This window comes from Ideonella livida, from assembly GCF_010499455.1.
In the GTDB taxonomy this organism is placed as follows: domain Bacteria; phylum Pseudomonadota; class Gammaproteobacteria; order Burkholderiales; family Burkholderiaceae_C; genus Ideonella; species Ideonella livida.
The window spans coordinates 1-18,217 of record NZ_JAAGOH010000024.1; the positions used below are offsets into that span (position 1 = coordinate 1).

Sequence of the window (18,217 nt, forward strand, 5' to 3'; positions counted from 1 at the left end):
GCTTGAGGCAAAGCACTTCCGCATTCGACCGTCAGTTCGTTCAAAGTGCGCCTATTGGCCAGGGGACTTGCTGCTACAGGGACAGGCTATTGTTGCCACCAGGCTGGCCCGGCCCAGGGCTACCCATCCAGGCGTGCTGCAGCAGGGCCAGCAGCGGCCAGTGCACCAGATAGAGCGCGTAGGAGCGGTCACCCAGCCAGACCAGGAGACGGCCCAGCATCCGCCCGGCAGGCACGGGACCCGGCAGGCGCAGCAGCACCGCAGTGGCCGCCACCATCCCGGCCGCCGCCAGCCCCGGGTGGGGCCCCAGTTGCTGCGGCCAGGGCCACAGCGGCAGGGCCACCAGCACGGCCATGGCCAGGCCACGGGCCCAGGCCGTGCGGTGCGGGGGGGTGGGCGCCGGGCCACCGGCCGGGCCCAGCGCCACCCAGGCCCCCAGGCCCAGCGCCCAGGCCCGGGCGGGCAGCAGGTAGAAGGCGGCGTCGGGCGCGTGCTGCTGCAGCCAGGCCATCAGGCCGAGGCTGGCCAGGCTGAGGGCGGCCACCACCGCCCGCCAGCGCAGGCGGGGCACCACCCACACCAGCAGCGGGGGCAGCAGCAGGTAGTACTGCTCCTCCACGGCCAGCGACCAGGTGTGCAACAGGGGCTTCTCGGCGGCGGCCCCGGCAAAGTAGCCGCCCTGCCCCCAGAGCACCAGGTTGGCGCTCCAGCCCAGGGCGCCGGCCAGCTGGGCCTGGTAGTCGCGCCACTCCGGCGCATCCAGCAGGGCGGCGGCCCCCAGCGTGGTGGCCGCCAGGGTGACCAGGGCAGCGGGCATGAGGCGCCAGAGGCGCCGCAGCCAGAAACCGGCCAGGCTGAAGCGGCCGGCGTCCACCGCCTCCCGCACGAGGCCGGTGATGAGGTAGCCCGAGACCGCGAAGAACAGGTCCACCCCGAGGTAGCCGGCCGAAAGGCCGGGGACGCCGGCGTGGTAGAGCACCACCAGGGCCACGGCCCAGCCACGCAGGGCCTGGATGTCGGGGCGGTGGGTCATGGCGGCGGACGCAGCGGCTGGGGGGGCCGCGGACTATACGTGTGCGCGCGGCCCGGCGCCGCCGCCACGGCGGGTTCAGCCCCGGCTCAGAACGTCAGGTTCTTGTCCACGTCCTGCAGCTTGCGCCGGGCCAGGGCCAGGTTGCTCTTACCCTTGTCCAGCACGAAGTAGACGAAAGTGCCTTCCTTGCGCGAGGACGGGCGGATCAGGTGGTACTGCTTGCCCAGGGTGATCAGGATGTCCTCGATCACGTCGTTCAGGCCCAGCTGGCGCATGGTCTTGAGCTTGGCGCGCACCACCTCGGTGTTGCCGGCCGCGGCCACTTCCAGGTCCACGCCGGAGCCGGTGGAGCCCAGCATCATGCCGCTCTCCGAATCGACCACCGCAGCGCACATGGCGCCGTCGCAGGTCATCAGTTCATCCAGGGTTTGTCGAATCGTTGCCATCTTGCTTCTCGCGGTTTTGGGGGGAACTTCTACAGGCAGACCGCACGGCGTCCCCTTCGTGCGCCGGCGGTCCTGGTGTGAGGTGTCCGGTCTCAGGCAGCCGGCGCCATGGCCTGGCGCAGCAGGGCGGCCAGGCGGAGGTTGAGGTGTTGCCACGCGGCCCAGTCCACTTCGCGGTGCCGGCCCACGGCCACCAGCAGCAGCGGATGCTCAGGCACGCAGGGCAGCACCACCACCACACCCAGGCGGTGGTGCAGCGTGGCCGCGCCCAGCGGGCCAAGGGGCTCGAAATGGCCGTGCAGGCGCTCCTGCAGCCGCCAGTAGTCCACCGCGGCTTCCCAGACCAGGTGCGGCCCGAAGTCCTGCCCGGCCCGCTGCCACAGCAGACCGCTGCCAGCCTCCACCAGGGCGCAGCCCAGCACACCCGGCGCCTCGCCCACCATGTCCTGCAGGACCTGCGCGAGCACTTGCGCCTTCATGCCGCCTCCAGTCCGCGGGCCGCCTCGGCCACGGCATGCATGACCAGGCCCAGCAGGCCCTGGCGACCGGTGAGGGCGGCCAGGACCAGGCGTACGCCGGCGCTGCGACAGGGCCGCAGCACCAGGTAGCCGCCCTGGGCCTCGACCACAAAGCTGTTGACCTCCCCCAGCGCCACCTCGCGGCCTGCCGCTTCGGCAATGGCGGCGATGGAACTGGTCATGGCGGCCAGGCGGGCGGGCTCAGCGCCGTCGCGGCCGGCACTGGCCACGTCAAAGCCGTCCTCGGTGGCAATGACCACCAGCCGCGCGTCTTCCAGCCGTCCCAGCAGGGCCTGAGCCGCCTGGGCGCAGCGCGCCTGCAGCGCGTCGTCGATCTTCATGCCATGTCCTCCCACACCCCGGCCTCGGCCTGGGCCAGCACCGTGTCCAGCAGCAGCAGCACGTCCTCACGCCGCCGCACATCCACCGCCATCACCGGATACACCTGACCGCGGGCTTGAAGCGCATCCATCAGCGCCTCCACCGTGGGCTGCGGGTGCGACTCGGTGCGTCCCACGCCCACCGCGCAGGCCACCCCCTCCAGCGCCTCACCCAGGCCATCGAGGAACTGGACCAGGTCGTCCACCGGGTCCGGGCGGCTGTTGTCCAGCAGCAGCACCAGGCCCAGGGCCTCACGCGCCAGGATGCGCCACATGAAGTCGAAGCGGCCCTGCCCCGGCGTGCCGAAGAGGCGGACCTGCTCCTGCGGCCCCAGGCGCAGCAGGCCAAAGTCCAGGCCCACCGTGGTCTGCGCCTTGCCGAGCTGGGGATCGTGATTGGCCACGTCGGTGTTGACCGGCGGCTCGTCGCTGATCGCGGCAATGGCCGTGGTCTTGCCCGCCCCAGGCGGACCGGTGAACACGATCTTGGCTTCCATCCAGGAACTCTCCTCAGTTCAGGCCCAGGTGGCTGCGCAGGCGCGAAATGAAGCCTGCGGGCGCCGGCGCGGGGGCGCGGGCCGGGGGGCCGTCGGCCACACCGGCCGAGCGCCGCGGCGCCGGGTTGGCGTCGATGGTCACGGGCGCAGCACGCAAGGCCGGCGGGGGCGGGGGCGGGGGCGGCGCGCCCACGCAGACGTCCAGCAGCTGGTGGTGTTCCAGCAGGTCCAGAAAGTCCTGGCATTGCGCGGCCGACAGGCCCGAGAGCCGGCTGATCTGCGCCAGGGGCAGCGGCCGGGTGGCCAGGTAGCCGGCCAGGCGCAGGTGCAGGGGATGTCCGCCCAGCAGCCCGCGATCGGGCCAGCGGCGCAGCCGGTAGAAACGGGTGCCGGACGGGGCCGGCGCCGGGCCGGCGGGCCGCGGGGGGTGGGTCACCCCGGCAGGCGGCGGCAGGGATTGGCGCGCGGCCGCCGGCACGGTCTGCATTTCTGCAGGCGGTGGTGTGGCCGCCACGCGACGGCCGTGACCGGCGGCCAACAGGGCCAGGCGCAGCTCGGCGCGGCGCAGCAGGCCGACGAAACCTTCGAGCTGGCAGGGGCGGTGGAGTTCGAGGTCGCGCTGGAGGTGGGGGGCCTCCGGCGGCAGCACCCAAGCCAGCAGACGGTGGGGGTGGCGCTGAGGATCGGGCGGCGTCTCGTGGCCCCAGAGCAGCAAGTCCACCCCTTCTTCGGGCGCCGCCAAGTGCCAAGTGACGCCATGGCTGACGTCCAGGTACTGCATGAAGACGCGCAGCCGCTGGCCTTCTGCCGGCGGCAGCCCATCCATGGACAGTCGGTAATCTTTCACGGCGGCCTCCCCGCAGGAGACTGAATCGTCTTCTGCGATCAGTATGAACCCTGATCTCGAAAAGACGATGTCGGCCGGAGCACCCACAAAATTAGATGGTTATTTGTAAGCGCTTGACATTTTCAACTACCGCCTGTCAAACCCATCTGACCACTCCTCCCCCACGGGCGCAGCAGGTGGCCCTCAGCCCTGGCAGCCCTCGAGCAGCAGGGTGAGCAGTTGCACCGACTCCTGCCAGCCGAGGTGGCAGGCCTCCACCGGGATGGCAAAGGGGATGCCGCCCTGCTCGACCTCCATCAAGGTGCCGCAGGACACGCCGGTCAGGCGCACGGTGGTGGTCATCTGCCCCGGCAGCTGGGGGTCGTCGAACTGTGCGGTGTAGCGCAGCCGCTCGCCGGGCACCAGCTCCAGGTACTCGCCGCCAAAGCTGTGGCTGTGGCCGCTGGCAAAGTCGGTGAAGCTCATGCGGTAGTGCCCGCCCACGCGGGCGTCCATCTCGTGCACGGTGGCGGTGAAGCCGTGAGGCGGCAGCCACTTGGCCATGGCCTGCGGACTGAGGAACGCCTGGTAGATGCGCTCGGGCGTGGTGCGGATCACACGGTGCAGGCGCACGGTGCCGGGCGGCAGAGACACGGGGGTGGTAGACATGGCGGGGCTCCTGGGCGGCGATGGAAGGGACCGGCTGGCGCCGGCGTGGCCATGGTGGCATGCCCGGCGGCCGCTGGGTCGGCGCTCAGCCCGCCGAAGCCGCCAGGCCGGCCTGCGCCTGCAGCCACCGGTTAAAGGCCTCGACTTCGGGCCGTTTGGCATGGCGGGCCGGATACACCAGGAAATGTGCCTGCAGCGGCACGGCCCAGCCGGGGTCGAACAGGGGCGCCAGCCGGCCCTCGGCCAGGTGGGTGCCGGCGATGGTGGCGCTCTCCAGCGCCACGCCCAGCCCCTGCACCGCAGCGTCCAACGCCAGCTGCGCACGGTCAAAGCGCAGGGCAAAGCGCTCCGGCGCCTGGGTGACGCCGCGCGCAGCCAACCAGTCGGTCCACTGCACGATGCTGACCGTGGACTGGATGAGGGGCGTGTGCAGCAGGTCGGCAGGCTCGCGCAGGCCGTGGCGGGCAATGAAGGCCGGGCTGGCCACCGGCAGGATGCGCTCCTCGAACAGAGGCTCGACCACCAGGTCGGGCCACTGCGGCCGGCCGTAACGGATGTCCAGGTCGGCCTGTCCCAGGGCGAAATCGCTGTGGGTGGGCGAAGCCGAAAGGAACAGCGAGATGCCCGGGCACTCCTGGGCAAAGCTGGCCAGCCGCGGCATGAGCCAGAGGCTGGCGAAGCTGGGGCTGGCGTGCACATAGAGGCTGTTGCGCACGCCCTGGCGCACATCGTCGGTGGCCGCGCCGATGGCGCCCAGCGCCCCGGCCACCCGGCGCAGGTAGCCCTCGCCGGCAGCGCTCAGGCGCACGCCCTGGGCGCTGCGGTCAAAGAGCTTGACGCCCAGGAAGTCCTCGAGCTTGGCGATCTGGTGGCTGACGGCCGAAGCGGTCAGCGCCAGCTCGGTAGCGGCCAGCGCAAAGCTGCGGCGCCGGGCCACGGCCTCGAAGGCCTGCAGGGTGGGCAAGGGGGGCAGACGCGCCATGGGGGCTTCCTCAGGATGTGAAGACCATCACGCCGGACGCTTGCCTGAGTCGGCCCGTCCGCCACAACAGGGGGAACCCTGGGGTGCGGCGCATCATGACAATCCTTCATGTAACCCTGAAATACTATCGCTTGTTGTCATGTTGCCAGCCCCAAAGAATCGCGGCCATCGCTCCTCGATCCCTCATCCGTCCCCGCAGGAGCGCTTCCCGATCCCCCTGGAGACATGCAATGCTGTTGAAGAACAAAGTGGCCCTGATCACCGGCGGCGCCGGCCTGAACGGCCTGGGCTTTGCCACCGCCAAGATGATGGCCGAGCAGGGCGCCACCGTGGTCATCGCCGACCTGGAGCGCGCCAAACCCGCCGAAGCCGCCGCCCTGCTAGGCGCGCAGCACCTGGGCGTGGTGGCCGACGTGGTGGACAAGGCCTCCTGCGAGCGCGCGGTGGCCGAGGTGCTGGCCAAGCTGGGCCGCATCGACATCCTGTTCAACAACGCCGGCATCACCCAGCCGCGCAAGACGCTGGACATCACCGGCGCCGACTACGACGCCGTGCTGGACGTGAGCCTGCGCGGCATGCTGTACATGTCGCAGGCGGTGATTCCGGCCATGCGCGAGCAGAAGTCCGGCTCGATCATCAACACCTCGTCGGTGTCTGCCCAGCGCGGCGGCGGCATCCTGGGCGGCCCGCATTACTCGGCCGCCAAGGCCGGCATGCTGGGCCTGGGCCGTGCGATGGCGCGTGAGTTCGGCATCGACGGCATCCGCGTCAACGCCGTCACCCCGGGCCTGATCGCCACCGACATCAACAAGGGCCTGATCCCCGAGGACCGCATGAAGGGCATCCTGGAGCAGATCCCCCTGAACCGCATCGGCGAGCCCAAGGACGTGGCCGGCTGCGTGGTGTTCCTGGCCTCCGACCTGGCCAAGTACCTCACCGGCGTCACGCTGGACGTGAACGGCGGCATGCTGATCCATTGATTGGCCCCGGACACTAGGGTTCCACACCACGGCCGCGGCCCGCGGCCGGGCCATGATCGCCTCCGATCGTGGCCACCTGGCGGGCCTCACGAGCTGGCGGCGCAGACCGCCGGCCGCACACCACAAGCCACTTTGTGATGCCCCCCGGCATCCCCCGGAGACACTGACCATGCAACGCCACACCTTCACCCGCGCCGCGCTGGCGCTGGCCGCCGTCCTGGCCCTGCCCCTGGCCGCCCAGGCCCAGACCGTCAAGCTCTCGCTGGGCCACGGCGCCGCGCCGGGCAACCCGCGCCACGAGGCCTCGGTCAAGTTCGCCGAGCTGGTCAAGGCCAAGACCGGCGGCCGCATCGAGGTGCAGGTCTCGCCCTCGGCCCAGCTGGGCGACGACGCGGCCATGGTGACGGCGCTGCGCACCGGCGCGCTGGACCTGTCGGCCAACTCGCAGGGCGCGGTGGCCGCGGTGGTGCCGGAGTACGCGGCCTTTGGCATGCCCTTCCTGTTCCCGAGCCTGCCGCAGGCCTGGAAGGTGCTGGACGGCCCGCTGGGCCAGGAGCTGGCGCAGAAGTCTTTTGACAAGGGTGTGGTGGTGCTGGGCTACTGGGACAACGGCGTGCGCCACATGTCCAACAGCAAGAAGCCCATCCTCAAGCCGGCCGACCTGCAGGGCCTGAAGATGCGCACCCCGCCCGACGCGGTGACGGTGGACATCATGAAGGCGCTGGGCGCCGAGGCGCAGCAGATCAAGTTTGCCGAGCTGTACGTGGCGCTGCAGCAGGGGGTGGTGGACGGGCAGGAGAACCCGCTGATGAACATCCACGCCAGCAAGCTCTATGAGGTCAACAAGTTCATCTCGCTGACCGGCCACAAGTACGAGATGACGCCCTTCCTGATGAGCAAGCGCAGCTGGGAGCGCCTGTCGGAGGCCGACCGCAAGGTGCTGCACGACGCCGCCGCCGAGGCCACCGCGCTGCAGCGCAAGCTCTCGCAGGAGGCCGACGACAAGCTGGTGGCCGACCTCAAGGCCAAGGGCGTGCGGGTGGATGCCGTGGACAAGGCGGCCTTCGAGCAGGCCACCGCCGCGGTGGACGACAAGTGGATGGCCAGCCCCATCGGCCCTTTCGTCAAGAAGGTGATCGCCGCCGCCCGCGGCAAGTAAGCCGCAGAACGCCCGGCGCCGCGCCTGCGCGCCGGGCCCCGCGACCCCACCCCGGGCGTGCCTGCCGCCGCCCGCTGCCGGACCGTTGCCATGAAGTTCCTCGAACGGGCCATCGTGCTCACCTGCCAGACCGTGATGTGGCTGACCACCGCGGCCATCTTCGTCATCCTGTGCGTCAACACGGTGCTGCGCTACAGCACCGGCGCCAGCCTGCAGTGGGCGGCCGAGCTGCCCGAGCTGCTGTTTCCCTGGCTGGTGATGGCCGGCGTGGTGCTGGGCGCCGCGCATGGCGCGCACATCACCACCAGCTTCCTGATGGAGGCCGTGCCGGCGGCCGTGCGCCGTGGGGTGTCGGTCACCGTGTGGCTGGCCGTGGCCGGCCTGTACGGCACCTTGTCCAAGGCCACCTGGGACATGCTGGAGATCGTGGCCGACGAGAAGTCGCCCATCCTGCAGGTGCCCGGCTCGGTGACCTACAGCTGCGTGATGGGCGGCATGGCCATGCTGGCGGTGCTGGCCCTGGTCTCGGCCTGGGAGGCGCTGCGCGGCCACCTGGGCGCCGGCGTGCTGCATGACGCCCCCGCCCCCGACGTGCACGTGGCCTGACCCCCGGAGACCCCTGACATGACCGGACTCATCCTTCTCGTCTTCGGCGTCTGCGCGGTGGCGGCCATGCCCATCGCCCACGCCCTGCTGGCCGCCGCCATGGCCGCGGCCGCCACCTCCGACCGCGTGCCGCTGGACCTGCTGGTGCAGCAGATGGTGGCGCAGGTGCAGAGCTTTCCGCTGATCGCCATTCCCTTCTTCATGCTCACCGGCACGCTCATGATGGGCGGCAAGCTCGGTGAGGCGCTCATTGGCGTGCTCTCCAGCCTGATCGGCCGCTTCCACGGCGGCCCAGGCCAGGTGGGCGTGCTGTCGTCCACCATCTTCGGCGGCGTCTCGGGCTCGGCGGTGGCCGACGCCTCGGCCATCGGCTCGCTGCTGATCCCCTGGCAGAAGCGCCTGGGCTACCCGCCGGCCTTCTCGGCGGCCACGCTGGCGGCGGCGGCCACCATCGACATCCTGATCCCGCCGTCGATCCCGATGATCCTGTTCGCGCTGTCCTCCAACACCTCGGTGGCCTCGCTGTTCGTCGCCGGCCTGCTGCCGGGCTTCCTGATGTGTGCGGGCTTCATGGTGGCCTGCTGGTGGGTGGGCAAGCGCCGCAACTTCCCCCGCGACACCCGCAAGCTGGAGTGGAGCGTGTTCAGCCAGCAGCTGCTCTACGCCTCGCCCGCCCTGGTGCTGCCGGTGCTGATCATCGTCTTCCTGCGCTTTGGCATCGCCACCCCCACCGAGGTGGCCGTGCTGTCCACCCTGTACGCCGGCGTGGTCTCGGCGGCGGTGTACCGTGACCTGGGCCTCAAGCGTCTGCACCACGCCATCGTGGAGGCGGGCCTGGCCACCGGCGTGGTGCTGCTGGTGATCATGGCCTCGGCCGCCATCGGCTGGCTGCTGACCTTTGACCGCATGCCCGACGGCGTGGTGGGCTGGGCCCAGCAGTGGATGGACAACCCCTGGGTGATCATCCTGCTGATGAACCTGCTGATGCTGGTCTGCGGCATGTTCATCGACCTGCCCGCCGCCGTGCTGCTGCTGACCCCGGTGTTCGTGCCCCTGGCCAACGCCATCGGCATGGACCTGGTGCAGCTGGGCATCATGATGACGGTGAACCTGGCCATCGGCCTGTACACCCCGCCGGTGGGCACCACGCTGTTCATCACCAGCGCGGTGGCCAAGGTCAAGGTCGGCCAGACCGTCAAGGAACTGGGCCCCTTCTACCTCGTGGCCTTTGGCGTGCTTGCCCTGGTGTCCTACGTGCCGGCGGCCATCTTCCGCTGACGCTCCTGAGCGGGCCAGCCGCTGGCCGGCCCGCGCCCCTCCCCCCTCACGACAAGAGCCCCACCATGCAACCCCATTCCATGCCGGCTGGCGCTGGCAGGGGGGCGGCTGCGTCCTCCGCTGCCCGCACCGTCTCCATCTCCGGCGCCCCCTTTGACGGCTACCCCGCCCCGCACATGCTGGAGAGCCTGGCGCGCATCGGCGCCACCCATGTGGAGCCGGCCTACATCGTGGGCTACACCGAGCCCTTTGACGAGAGCGCCTTCACCGAGGCCCGGGCCGTGGAATACGCCCGCTGGCTGGCCGATGCCGGCATCCAATGCCACGCGATGTCCAGCCACATCGACCTGGGCCGGCCCGATGCGCTGACCGTGTTCGCCGGCCGCATGGCCTTTGCGGCGCGCATCGGCGCCAAGGTCATCAACACCAACGCCGCCGCCCGCAGCAACGCCGCGCGCTTTCACCAGAACATCCAGCAACTGGCCCGCCTGGCCGAGGAGCTGGGCCTGGTGATCGGCCTGGAGAACCCGGGCGATGGCAGCGACAACCTGCTCAACGTGGCTGCCGACGGCCCGGGCCTGCTGCAGCGCATCGGGCACCCGCATGTGGGCCTGAACTACGACGCCGGCAACACCATCTCCCACCGCCCCGGCGTGGACACCGTGGCCGACGCCCTGGCCGCCCTGCCGCTGTGCGTGCACACCCACATCAAGGACGTGCGCCGCACCCCGCAGGGCTACTTCTTCACCGGCCTGGGTGAGGGTGAGATCGGCTGCGACCGCATCGTGCAGGCCCTGGCCGCCACCCCCGCTTCGCTGCATCTGAGCATCGAGATCCCCATGCGCCTGCACCGCGGCCCCGACGCCCAGCCCAGCCGCTCGGCCTGGCGCGTGCCCCTGGCCGACATCGAGGCCCGCCTGGCTGAAGCCCTGGCCTTTGTGCACCGCCATCTGGACCCAGGCTCGGCCGCGGCCACGACTTCTTCCACCTCGGAGCTTTCCTCATGACTGCCGTTCTTGAACGTCCGCCACAGGCCGACGCCGCGCCCGCCACCCTGGCCGCGTTGCAGCAGCGCGCCCAGCGCATCCGCCGCTTGGCGGTGCGCATGGGCGAGGTGCAGGGCCAGGGCTATGTAGGCCAGGCCCTGGGCATTGCCGACGTGCTGGCCGCCCTCTACGGCGAGTTTCTGCAGTACGACCCGGCCGAACCGAAGTGGGAAGGGCGCGACCGCTTCTTGCTGTCCTGCGGCCACTACGCCATCGCCCTCTATGCCGCGCTGATCGAGGCCGGCGTCATCCCCGAGGCCGAGCTGGACACCTACGGCAGCGACGACAGCCGCCTGCCCATGAGCGGCATGGCGCAGTACACGCCGGGCATGGAGATCTCGGGCGGCTCGCTGGGCCAGGGGCTGACGATTGCCGTGGGCATGGCCCTGGGATTGAAGCAAAAGGCTTCGGACCGCTGGGTCGTCAACCTGATGGGCGACGGTGAGTTGGACGAAGGCAGCACCTGGGAGGCCGCCCAGGCCGCCGCCCACCACGGCCTGTCGAACCTGCTGGCCATCGTGGACGCCAACAACATGCAGGCCGACGGCCCGTGCAGCGGCGTGATGCGCTACGAACCTCTGGCCGACAAATGGGCCGCCTTCGGCTGGATCGTGCGCCGCGTGGACGGCAACGACCTGGCCGCCGTGCGCCAGGCCCTGGCCGCGCTGCGCGCCGCCCCCGGCAGCGCCCCGCGCATCTTGATTGCCGACACCAAGCTGGGCCGCGGCGTGCCCTTCCTGGAATCGCGCGACAAGGCGCACTTCATCCGCGTGGAAGCCGAGGAATGGGCGCTGGCCCTGGCCGCGCTGGACACCCCCGCCCAAGCCCCCGTCCCAGGAGCTGCCGCATGAACACCGCCGTTGCCAACGCGCCCGCCGCCGCCCCCAAGGTGCGCCTGAAAACCAGCGCCATGATCGCCAGCATCGCCGGCGAGGGCCAGCGCACCACCCCCGCGCCCTTCGGCCATGCCCTGGCCGCCCTGGCCGAGCAGCGCCCCGACATCGTGGGCCTGACCGCCGACCTGGCCAAGTACACCGACCTGCACATCTTTGCCCAGCAGCAGCCGCAGCGCTTCTTCCAGATGGGCATGGCCGAGCAGGTGCTCATGGGTGCGGCCGCCGGCCTGGCGCACGAGGGCTTTGTGCCCTTTGCCACCACCTACGCCGTGTTCGCCACCCGGCGCGCCTACGACTTCATCCACCAGGCCATCAGCGAAGAAGGCCTGCCGGTGAAGATCTGCGCCGCGCTGCCCGGCCTGACCACCGGCTACGGCCCCAGCCACCAGGCCTGCGAAGACCTGGCGCTGATGCGCGCCATGCCCGGCATGACCGTCATCGACCCCTGCGACGCGCTGGAAATCGAGCAGGCGGTGCCGGCCATCGCCGCGCACGCCGGCCCGGTCTACATGCGCCTGCTGCGCGGCCAGGTGCCACGTGTGCTGGACGAATACAACTACCAGTTCGAGCTGGGCCGTGCCAAGCTGCTGCGCGATGGGCGCGACGTGCTCATCGTCTCCACCGGCTTGATGACCATGCGCGCGCTGGAGGTGGCCACCGCGCTGGCGGCCGACGCCGTGGATGTGGGCGTGCTGCACGTGCCCACCCTCAAGCCGCTGGACGAGGCCACGATCGTGGAGGCCTGCCGCCGAGAAGGCCGCCTGGTGGTGGTGGCCGAGAACCACACCGTCATCGGCGGCCTGGGCGAGGCGGTGAGCAGCGCCCTGATGCGCGCCCGGGTCATGCCCACCCGCTTTGAGCTGGCCGGCCTGCCCGACGCCTACCTCAAGGCCGGCGCCCTGCCCACGCTGCACGACCTCTACGGCATCAGCCGTGACGCGCTGGCCGCCCGCATCAAGGGTTGGCTGGTCTGAAGCGTGCGCGCTGCGGCGCCGGCCCCTGTGGCGCCCCACTCGGGCGGGACCGCAGGTGCCGGTGGCGCGGCGCTGCCGCTCAGGCCCGCGGCGGCGGGCTCCAGCCCAGCTCGTCCGGCAGGCCGGCCCCGGCCTGCCAGCCGTCCAGCGCCTGACGCACCCGCGCCAGGTCCAGCGGCTTGGTCCAGTAATGGTCAAAGGGCTGTGCCAGCCCCAGGGCCTGGGCATGGGTCCGGTCGTGGGCGGAGACCGCCACCGCCGGCACCTGCGCCAGGCCCGGCAGGGCCCGCAGCTGGCGCAGCAGGGTGGCGCCGTCCATGTCGGGCAGGCTCAGGTCCAGCAGCAGCAGGTGCGGCGGCTCCTGGGCCGCCAGGGCCAGGGCCTCGGCCCCATCGGCGGCGCAGGCCAGCCGCCAGGCACTGGCCTGTGCGGCCACGGCCTGGATCAGCACCAGGTTGAGCGGGCCGTCGTCCACATACAGCACCAAGGGCAAGGACGGCAGCGGTGCGGCTGCCGGGGCGTCCTGTCCCGCCGCCTGCCCCACGACCCGCGCCTGGCCGGGGCCCTCGAACACCGGCGACCCGGGCGCCGCACCGCCCTGCGGCGGGGGCGGGGGCGCAGCCGGCAGCCACAGGGTCACGCAGCTGCCCAGCCCCAGCTGGCTCTGCACCTCGATGCGCCCCCCCATGCGCTGCATCAGGCTGCGGGTGATCACCAGGCCCAGGCCGGTGCCCTCCTGCCCCTGCTGCTCGGCGCCCAGGCGGTTGAAGGCCTCGAACAGGTGCTCGCGCTGGGCCTCGCTCAGGCCGTGCCCGGTGTCGCGCACCGCCAACCCCACCTCGCCAGCCTGACTCAAGGCCTGCACCTGCACCAGCCCGCCGGCCCGGTTGTATTTGATGGCGTTGGACAGCAGGTTGAGCAGGCACTGGCTCAGGCGGCGCGGGTCGGCCCAGACCTGCAGGCCCATGGGCACGCTCTGGTGCAGCGTGAGGTGGGCGCCCCGCAGCAGGGGCTCCACCAGCTGGCAGGCATCGGCCACCAGGGCCTCCAGCCCGCAGACCTGGGGCGCCAGCACCTCGCCACCGCTGTCCAGGCGGTGCAGGTCCAGCAGGTCGTTGACCAGGGCCAGCAGGGCATGGCCGGCATGGGCAATCTGGTTCAGGTGGCGCCGCTGGATGGGGCTGAGGGCCAGCGTGGGGTCGGCCTCCAGCAGCCGGGTGAAGCCCAGCACAGCGTTGAGCGGGGTGCGCAGCTCGTGGCTGACGCGCGCCAGGAACAAGGTCTTGGCCTGCGCGGCCCGGGCAGCAACCTCCTGGTCCAGCAGGCGCTGCTGCAACTGGCGGTGCTCGGTCACGTCCTCCAGGTAGGCGTGCCAGACCATGCCCCCCTCGGCCAAGGCCTGGGGCGTGGCCCGTCCCTGCAGCCAATGCACCCGACCCCGCACCCGCACCCGGAAGGTGTGGTGCCAGGGGGCCATGTCGGCCGCCGACTGCCGCAGGCTGGCCTGCAGGGCAGGCCGGTCGGCGGCCAGCACACGGTGCAGCAGGAGCCGGGCGTCCTGCTGCATCGCCTCCAGCGACACGTCCAGCAGCAGGGCCAGGGCTTCGTTGCTCCAGGGCACCCGCGGCCGGCCATCGGCAGGCAGCAGCAGCTGGCAGAGCACGCCAGGCACCTGCTCGCTGGTGCGCCGGGCACGCAGCAAGGCGGCGTCCAGGCGCTTGCGGTCGCGCAGCTGGACCAGCACCACCAGGTTCAGGGTGCCCGGATCGGCCGCGCCCGCGGGGCGCCAGCGGCAGAAATTGGCCACCACCGGCACCTGCGCGCCCGGCGCACCGCGCAGGGTCAGGTAGGCCTCGTCCACCCGGCCGGTGGCCAGCAGCACCGGCAGCACGCCGGTCTGGTAGACCAGCCGCGCGGCGGGCGTGAAAAGCTCGGCCAGCCGGGCACGGGGCAAAGGGCCGGACCCGGCCGGCGCCGGCTCATCAAGCAGGCGCCACAGCGCAGGATTGCCCCAGTGCAGCCGCCCGCCGTCGTCAAAGGCGGCCACGGCCCCCGGCAGGGCCAGCAGCTCGGCAGGCAGAAGGGGCGCGGCCGTCGGGGCGGTCATGCCTCAGCAACCCTGACGGCTCAGCCAGTCGCGCAGCGCCGCGGCCACCTCGTCGGCATGGCTGAGGTGGGGAAAGTGGCCGCTGGCCGGCAGCATGTGCAGCGTGCTGCCGGGCATGCGGGCCACCATCATCTCCGCCACCGGTTGGGGCGCGAGGGCATCGTCGCGGCACTGCAGCACCAGGGTGGGCACCGCCACGCGGGGCAGTGCGTCACGGTGGTCGGACAGGAAGATGGCCCGCGCCCAGCGCCGGCCGATACGCGGGTCCATGCGGCCAAAGCTCAGCCCCAGCTCCTGGGCCAGATCGGGCCGCTGGGGTTGGTGCAGGGCCAGCGGGACCATGGCCTGGGCAAAGGCCTCGAAGTTGATCTCCATGAGGTCGAACATCTCGTCGAGGTCGGGGCGCTCGAAGCCGCCCACATAGGCGGGCCGGCCGTCCAGCGCCGGCTCGTTGAGGTAGCGCGGCGAGGGGCCGATCATGGCCAGATGGGAGAAGCGCCCGGGCGCCTGGAGCGTGGCCAGCAGGCCGGCCATGGCGCTGGCGGAGTGGCCCACCAGCACGGCGCCCTCCAGCGCCAGCGCCTGGGCAATGTCCAGCATGTCCTGGGCATGGCCGTAGAGGCTGCCGTGGCGGTCGGGGTCGTAGGCCAGGAGGTCGCTGTCGCCGGCGCCAATGTGGTCAAAACTGACCACCCGCCAGTCGGCCTCGAAGTGCGGGATCAGGCGGCTCCAGGCCGACTGGTCGCAGCCAAAGCCGTGGGCCAGGACGAGGGTACGGGGGCCCTGGCCCCGCACGGTGACGGCGTGGCGGGCCAGGATCGAGGCACGGGGGCAGGAGGACATCGGGGGGGCGCTCAGGACATGGGTTCGAGACGTCGCCCGCCGGGCGACGGGCACGGGACCCGCCTGGCCAAACTGCACCGGTGCCGGCTCCCCGCCAGCAAAAAGCCTATTTTTCCTGTTTCGTGGTGGCTGTCGAGTCCCCCAAGGGGACGACCCACCGCCCGCGGCGTCGCCGGGGGCCGTTCAGCGTCCGGCCGCCGGCCGGGTGGCGTCGTCCAGGTGCAGCACCGCCATGGCGTTGTTGGCGGTGGTGGCCAGGGTGTCGATGGTGCCGGTGCGCAGGGCCCCCAGGATGGCGGTGACCTTGCTGTTCTCCGCGGCGATGGCGATCACGTTGGGGATGCGGCGCAGGTCGGTGGCGTTCAGGCCCACCACCCGGCCCTGGATGGGGGTCATGGCCGGCTGGCCGTGGATGTCGATGAAGTCGTAGCCCATCATGTCGCCCACCGAGCCCTGGCGCTTGGCCTCGCCGATCTCCTGGGCGCTGAACCAGCCCATGCGCACCATATTGCTGTGCTCGCTCATGTCGCCGATGCCCACCAGGGCCACGTCGGCGCGGCGGGCCTTGTCCAGGCTCTGGCGCACGGTGTCGTTGTCCAGCAGCGCGGCGCGCACGGCCGGGTCGTCCACCATGGCCGGGGCGTAAAGGGTTTCGCTCTCGCCGCCAAAGCGCGCGGCCAGCCGGCGGCAGATGTGGTCGGGGTTCATGGTCTCGCCGCCGCGGTAGCTGCCGCCAATGGCGCAGACAAAGGTGGGCCGGCGGCGGGCGGCGGGCATGGCGTGCTCACTGACCGCGCTGACGTTGCGGCCCATGCCCACGGCCACGATGGCCTCGTCGCTCAGGTTGCGGTCCAGCCAGGTGGCCACCAGGCCGGCCAGCAGGGCGCGCTGCTTGTCGGCGTCGGCGTGGTCCACGCTCAGCAGGGCGCGGGTGATGCCAAAGCGGCGCACCAGCTCGCGCTCCAGGTCCACCGTGAGGGTGGGGTGGTGCTGCACGCGGATCTCGACGATGCCCAGGTCCTGGGCACGCTTGAGCATGCGCCCCACCGTGGCCCGGCTGATGCCGAAGCGGCGCGAGAGCTCCTCCTGGGTCTGGCCGTCCACGTAGTACAGCGTGGCGATGCGGGTCAGCTCCTCGGTGCTCATGGGGCCGCTGGCGGCAGGGACGGGGGCAGTGCTCATGCCGCGATTGTGTCGGAGCCCACCGCGGCCGGGCGGTGGCACCCGCCTGGCCGCGGGGTCCACCGGTCGGGCTCAGCCCTGGCGCAGGCGCCGCTCGTGGGCCGACAGCGCCTCGATCTTGGGCAGCGAGCGCGGCTCGAACTGGCTGCTGATGAAGGACTGCACGATGGCCTTGGCCAGCTCCAGCCCCACCACACGGGCGCCCACGGTGATGATCTGCGCGTCGTTGCTCTTGCTGGCGCGCTCGGCCGAGTAGGTGTCGTGCGCCTGGGCGGCGCGGATGCCCGGCACCTTGTTGGCCGAGATGGCCATGCCGATGCCGGTGCCGCAGAACAGCAGACCGCGCTCAGCCTGGCCGGCGGCCACGCCTTCGGCCAGGGCCACACCGATGTCCGGGTAGAGCACCGGCGCGCCGTCGTGCGTGCCGAAGTCCACCACCTCATGACCCTGACGGGTCAGCTCGGCCTTGATGGCCTCCTTCATGTCGTATGCGGCTTCGTCGCAGCCCACGGCGATCTTCATGTGCGTCTCCTGGCGTTCCATCGGTACGGATTTGCTCACACACTGAGCATCCGCTCATACACGGGGCGAATTACCGCATGCAGGATGAGCGCTTGTCAACGCCACAATCAAATGCTCACCCCTGCCACGCACCCGCCGTGGCGGGTGTCCCCGGCGCCAAGCGGCACAGACCGCCACGCCTTCACTTCCAGGAGACCGCCCATGACCTTGACCTCCCTCCCCCGCGCCGCCCAGCCCACCACCGCCCGGCGCCGCCGCCTGCTGGCCGCCGGCCTGGGCGCGCTGTTGCCCGCGGCCGCGGGCCTGGCCCTGCCAGCCCGGGCCGCGCCCGCCCTCACCCTGACCCTGGCCCACGGCGCGGCCAAGGAGAACCCGCGCCACCAGGCGGCCGAGCGCTTTGCCGAGCTGGTGACCAAGGGCAGCGGCGGGCGCCTGCAGGTGACGGTGAGCCCGGCCAACCAGAGCGGCGACGACACGGCCGTGCTGGAGGCGGTGCGCGAGGGCCGCATCGACATCACCGCCAACTCCCAGGGCCCGGTGGCCAAGCATGTGCCCGAATACGCCGCCCTGGGCCTGCCTTACCTGTTCGAGTCGCAGTACCAGGTGTGGCGCGTGCTCTCCGGCCCGGTGGGCAAGGAGCTGGGCCGGCTCTCGGCCGCCCAGGGCCTGGTGGTGCTGGGCCTGTGGGACAACGGCTTCCGGCACATGAGCAACTCCAAGCTGCCCATCCAGTCGCCGGCCGACCTCAAGGGCCTGCGCATGCGCATCCCCAGCGACCCCACCACCGAGGCGCTGATGAAGGCCCTGGGCGCCGCGCCGCAGACGGTGAAGTTCTCCGAACTGCCGGCCGCCCTCAAGGCCGGACAGGTGGACGGGCAGGAGAACCCGCTCATCAACATCTACAGCGCCAGGCTCTACGAGGTGCAGACCTACCTGAGCCTGACCAACCACAAGTACGAGACCACGCCCCTGCTGATCAGCGGCCGCACCTGGGAGCGCCTGAGCCCGGCCGACCGCCAGGTGCTGCAGGAGGCCGCCGCCGAGGCCACGCGCTACCAGCGCGACCTGATGCTCAAGGGTGAGGAGCGCATGTTCCAGCGCCTGCGGGCGGCCGGCATGAAGCTCAACTACGTCAAGCCCGACCCCTTTGTGGCCGCCACCCTGCCCGTGCGCCAGGCCTGGCAGGAGGGCCCCACCGGCGCCTTCACCCGGCAGTTGGCGGAGGCGGCCGAGGCCGCGCGCAAGCCGGGCCTCTGAACCCGGGGGCCGGGGG

General features: G+C 71.5%; 20 protein-coding genes. 8 read left to right on the forward strand and 12 right to left on the reverse strand.

All coding sequences use genetic code 11. From position 1 onward, the window contains the following. Positions 1–73 precede the first annotated feature (73 nt). From G3A44_RS17010 to G3A44_RS17045, 8 genes are all read right to left on the reverse strand, one after another. Positions 74–1,033, reverse strand: coding sequence for an acyltransferase family protein (locus G3A44_RS17010; RefSeq protein ID WP_163458950.1), 960 nt, complete (start codon positions 1,031–1,033; stop codon positions 74–76). Between the two features lie 86 nt (positions 1,034–1,119). Continuing rightward, positions 1,120–1,479: an ATP-binding protein gene (locus tag G3A44_RS17015; protein WP_163458951.1), complete on the reverse strand. Its 360-nt coding sequence runs from the start codon at positions 1,477–1,479 to the stop codon at positions 1,120–1,122. A 92-nt stretch (positions 1,480–1,571) separates the two neighbouring features. After that, on the reverse strand, positions 1,572–1,958 hold the full coding sequence (locus G3A44_RS17020) for a hypothetical protein (RefSeq protein ID WP_163458952.1): 387 nt from the start codon (positions 1,956–1,958) through the stop codon (positions 1,572–1,574). Continuing rightward, the gene (locus tag G3A44_RS17025; RefSeq protein ID WP_163458953.1) at positions 1,955–2,338 is read right to left on the reverse strand and encodes a roadblock/LC7 domain-containing protein; all 384 of its coding nucleotides are present in this window, start codon (positions 2,336–2,338) and stop codon (positions 1,955–1,957) included. Before G3A44_RS17025 ends, G3A44_RS17020 begins: the two co-directional genes overlap by 4 nt. Continuing rightward, positions 2,335–2,874 carry a GTP-binding protein gene (locus G3A44_RS24135; protein WP_163458954.1) on the reverse strand — a complete coding sequence of 180 codons (540 nt, stop codon included), beginning with the start codon at positions 2,872–2,874 and terminating at the stop codon, positions 2,335–2,337. The genes G3A44_RS17025 and G3A44_RS24135 overlap by 4 nt, the downstream gene beginning before the upstream one ends. 13 nt (positions 2,875–2,887) lie before the next feature. Beyond that, complete coding sequence (locus tag G3A44_RS17035; RefSeq protein ID WP_163458955.1) at positions 2,888–3,721, reverse strand: hypothetical protein; 834 nt, start codon at positions 3,719–3,721, stop codon at positions 2,888–2,890. A 183-nt stretch (positions 3,722–3,904) separates the two neighbouring features. Further along, positions 3,905–4,348 (reverse strand): SRPBCC family protein, encoded by a 444-nt coding sequence (locus tag G3A44_RS17040; protein WP_163459001.1) that lies wholly within the window; start codon positions 4,346–4,348, stop codon positions 3,905–3,907. 106 nt (positions 4,349–4,454) lie between these two features. Continuing rightward, on the reverse strand, positions 4,455–5,351 hold the full coding sequence (locus G3A44_RS17045) for a LysR substrate-binding domain-containing protein (protein WP_163458956.1): 897 nt from the start codon (positions 5,349–5,351) through the stop codon (positions 4,455–4,457). Positions 5,352–5,581: 230 nt separating this feature from the next. Here G3A44_RS17045 and G3A44_RS17050 point away from each other — a divergent pair, with 230 nt between their 5' ends. The 7 genes from G3A44_RS17050 to G3A44_RS17080 all read left to right on the forward strand — a co-directional run bounded on the left by G3A44_RS17050 (position 5,582) and on the right by G3A44_RS17080 (position 12,290). Continuing rightward, positions 5,582–6,331, forward strand: a complete 750-nt coding sequence (locus tag G3A44_RS17050; protein ID WP_163458957.1) for an SDR family NAD(P)-dependent oxidoreductase — start codon at positions 5,582–5,584, stop codon at positions 6,329–6,331. Positions 6,332–6,500: 169 nt separating this feature from the next. Next, positions 6,501–7,490: a TRAP transporter substrate-binding protein gene (locus G3A44_RS17055; protein ID WP_163458958.1), complete on the forward strand. Its 990-nt coding sequence runs from the start codon at positions 6,501–6,503 to the stop codon at positions 7,488–7,490. Between the two features lie 90 nt (positions 7,491–7,580). Next, positions 7,581–8,096, forward strand: a complete 516-nt coding sequence (locus tag G3A44_RS17060) for a TRAP transporter small permease (RefSeq protein ID WP_163458959.1) — start codon at positions 7,581–7,583, stop codon at positions 8,094–8,096. Positions 8,097–8,114: 18 nt separating this feature from the next. After that, positions 8,115–9,374, forward strand: coding sequence for a TRAP transporter large permease (locus tag G3A44_RS17065; protein WP_163458960.1), 1,260 nt, complete (start codon positions 8,115–8,117; stop codon positions 9,372–9,374). A 65-nt stretch (positions 9,375–9,439) separates the two neighbouring features. Continuing rightward, complete coding sequence (locus tag G3A44_RS17070) at positions 9,440–10,381, forward strand: sugar phosphate isomerase/epimerase family protein (protein ID WP_239061935.1); 942 nt, start codon at positions 9,440–9,442, stop codon at positions 10,379–10,381. After that, complete coding sequence (locus G3A44_RS17075) at positions 10,378–11,271, forward strand: transketolase (RefSeq protein ID WP_163458961.1); 894 nt, start codon at positions 10,378–10,380, stop codon at positions 11,269–11,271. Before G3A44_RS17070 ends, G3A44_RS17075 begins: the two co-directional genes overlap by 4 nt. Continuing rightward, positions 11,268–12,290, forward strand: coding sequence for a transketolase family protein (locus tag G3A44_RS17080; RefSeq protein WP_163458962.1), 1,023 nt, complete (start codon positions 11,268–11,270; stop codon positions 12,288–12,290). The genes G3A44_RS17075 and G3A44_RS17080 overlap by 4 nt, the downstream gene beginning before the upstream one ends. Positions 12,291–12,369: 79 nt before the next feature. Here G3A44_RS17080 and G3A44_RS24140 read toward each other — a convergent pair whose 3' ends face one another. The 4 genes from G3A44_RS24140 to G3A44_RS17100 all read right to left on the reverse strand — a co-directional run bounded on the left by G3A44_RS24140 (position 12,370) and on the right by G3A44_RS17100 (position 16,944). Further along, on the reverse strand, positions 12,370–14,397 hold the full coding sequence (locus G3A44_RS24140) for a hybrid sensor histidine kinase/response regulator (RefSeq protein ID WP_163458963.1): 2,028 nt from the start codon (positions 14,395–14,397) through the stop codon (positions 12,370–12,372). 3 nt (positions 14,398–14,400) lie between these two features. Beyond that, on the reverse strand, positions 14,401–15,240 hold the full coding sequence (locus G3A44_RS17090) for an alpha/beta fold hydrolase (protein WP_163458964.1): 840 nt from the start codon (positions 15,238–15,240) through the stop codon (positions 14,401–14,403). A gap of 183 nt (positions 15,241–15,423) precedes the next feature. After that, positions 15,424–16,386 (reverse strand): sugar-binding transcriptional regulator, encoded by a 963-nt coding sequence (locus G3A44_RS17095; protein ID WP_163459003.1) that lies wholly within the window; start codon positions 16,384–16,386, stop codon positions 15,424–15,426. Positions 16,387–16,494: 108 nt separating this feature from the next. Beyond that, positions 16,495–16,944: an RpiB/LacA/LacB family sugar-phosphate isomerase gene (locus tag G3A44_RS17100; RefSeq protein ID WP_163458965.1), complete on the reverse strand. Its 450-nt coding sequence runs from the start codon at positions 16,942–16,944 to the stop codon at positions 16,495–16,497. 201 nt (positions 16,945–17,145) lie between these two features. Between G3A44_RS17100 and G3A44_RS17105 the strand changes: the two genes are divergently transcribed. Continuing rightward, positions 17,146–18,201: a TRAP transporter substrate-binding protein gene (locus G3A44_RS17105; protein ID WP_163458966.1), complete on the forward strand. Its 1,056-nt coding sequence runs from the start codon at positions 17,146–17,148 to the stop codon at positions 18,199–18,201. The last annotated feature ends 16 nt before the right edge of the window (positions 18,202–18,217 follow it).

Excerpts from the sequence above, each read along its gene's own strand:
- G3A44_RS17010 (WP_163458950.1), bottom strand. The coding sequence starts at position 1,033 with ATGACCCACCGCCCCGACATCCAGGCCCTGCGTGGCTGGGCCGTGGCC.
- G3A44_RS17015 (WP_163458951.1), bottom strand. The coding sequence starts at position 1,479 with ATGGCAACGATTCGACAAACCCTGGATGAACTGATGACCTGCGACGGC.
- G3A44_RS17020 (WP_163458952.1), bottom strand. The coding sequence starts at position 1,958 with ATGAAGGCGCAAGTGCTCGCGCAGGTCCTGCAGGACATGGTGGGCGAG.
- G3A44_RS17025 (WP_163458953.1), bottom strand. The coding sequence starts at position 2,338 with ATGAAGATCGACGACGCGCTGCAGGCGCGCTGCGCCCAGGCGGCTCAG.
- G3A44_RS24135 (WP_163458954.1), bottom strand. The coding sequence starts at position 2,874 with ATGGAAGCCAAGATCGTGTTCACCGGTCCGCCTGGGGCGGGCAAGACC.
- G3A44_RS17045 (WP_163458956.1), bottom strand. The coding sequence starts at position 5,351 with ATGGCGCGTCTGCCCCCCTTGCCCACCCTGCAGGCCTTCGAGGCCGTG.
- G3A44_RS17050 (WP_163458957.1), top strand. The coding sequence starts at position 5,582 with ATGCTGTTGAAGAACAAAGTGGCCCTGATCACCGGCGGCGCCGGCCTG.
- G3A44_RS17055 (WP_163458958.1), top strand. The coding sequence starts at position 6,501 with ATGCAACGCCACACCTTCACCCGCGCCGCGCTGGCGCTGGCCGCCGTC.
- G3A44_RS17060 (WP_163458959.1), top strand. The coding sequence starts at position 7,581 with ATGAAGTTCCTCGAACGGGCCATCGTGCTCACCTGCCAGACCGTGATG.
- G3A44_RS17065 (WP_163458960.1), top strand. The coding sequence starts at position 8,115 with ATGACCGGACTCATCCTTCTCGTCTTCGGCGTCTGCGCGGTGGCGGCC.
- G3A44_RS17070 (WP_239061935.1), top strand. The coding sequence starts at position 9,440 with ATGCAACCCCATTCCATGCCGGCTGGCGCTGGCAGGGGGGCGGCTGCG.
- G3A44_RS17075 (WP_163458961.1), top strand. The coding sequence starts at position 10,378 with ATGACTGCCGTTCTTGAACGTCCGCCACAGGCCGACGCCGCGCCCGCC.
- G3A44_RS17080 (WP_163458962.1), top strand. The coding sequence starts at position 11,268 with ATGAACACCGCCGTTGCCAACGCGCCCGCCGCCGCCCCCAAGGTGCGC.
- G3A44_RS24140 (WP_163458963.1), bottom strand. The coding sequence starts at position 14,397 with ATGACCGCCCCGACGGCCGCGCCCCTTCTGCCTGCCGAGCTGCTGGCC.
- G3A44_RS17090 (WP_163458964.1), bottom strand. The coding sequence starts at position 15,240 with ATGTCCTCCTGCCCCCGTGCCTCGATCCTGGCCCGCCACGCCGTCACC.
- G3A44_RS17095 (WP_163459003.1), bottom strand. The coding sequence starts at position 16,386 with ATGAGCACCGAGGAGCTGACCCGCATCGCCACGCTGTACTACGTGGAC.
- G3A44_RS17100 (WP_163458965.1), bottom strand. The coding sequence starts at position 16,944 with ATGAAGATCGCCGTGGGCTGCGACGAAGCCGCATACGACATGAAGGAG.
- G3A44_RS17105 (WP_163458966.1), top strand. The coding sequence starts at position 17,146 with ATGACCTTGACCTCCCTCCCCCGCGCCGCCCAGCCCACCACCGCCCGG.